This is a genomic window from Streptomyces sp. AC627_RSS907, assembly GCF_019049165.1.
This window is the reverse complement of sequence record NZ_JAGMUE010000869.1, coordinates 1-682: the sequence shown is the minus strand read 5'-3', so window position 1 is coordinate 682 and position 682 is coordinate 1. Positions and strand designations below refer to the sequence as shown.

Genomic DNA, 682 nt, shown 5'->3' with positions numbered 1-682 from the left:
CGGGTAGATCTCATCGACGCTCTTCCCCTCGCTCCGGCGCCGGTGAATCTCGTTGGTGAGGGAGGTACGGGCCGCGGCGATCTGCATGGCGACACACTGTGCGACCGCCTCGCCCGTACCACCTCGCTCCCGGTCCGCCTCAGCGATCAACTCGTCCGCGAGCAGGCGTGTGGAGCGGGCGCTCCAGGCGTACGTCCGGGTCAGCAACGCGGGGGTCACCAGGATCAGTTCGCGTACACGCAGGTTCAGCGGGTCGGGGTCCATCCCGATCGACGCCTCGCGCGCCGCTAGCTGTTCGAGGAAATGCCGGTGCACGGCTGCCACGGCGGACTCGCCCGGCGAGCGTTCGCGCACCGTGTGGGCCAGGTCGCCGGTGTGTTCCTCCATAGGCTTGAGGACCAAGTCCTCCTTGGTTCCGAAGTAGTTGAAGACCGTCATCTTCGACACGCCCGCAGCTTCGGCGATCTCCGTCACCGGCACCTCGTCAAAGCTCCGCTCGACGAAGAGCTCGATGGCGATCCGCCAGATCCGCAGCGAGGTGTCCCGCTTCTTGCGCTCGCGCAGCCCCATACGTTCGGCCATGAGCTTGACTTTACCAGGATCATTTTTAAGCTGGGCAAAAAAATTGACTTGGTACATAAATCGATGCCACCGTGTGGCGCATGGCCTCTCCCTCCATGAC

The 682-nt window shown here is 63.9% G+C and carries 1 protein-coding gene; it reads right to left on the bottom strand.

The features are described 5' to 3' along the window. Window positions 1-582: TetR/AcrR family transcriptional regulator (locus KUM32_RS39110; protein ID WP_254406736.1), on the bottom strand; the 582-nt coding region annotated here is incomplete at its 3' end. Window positions 583-682 lie beyond the last annotated feature (100 nt).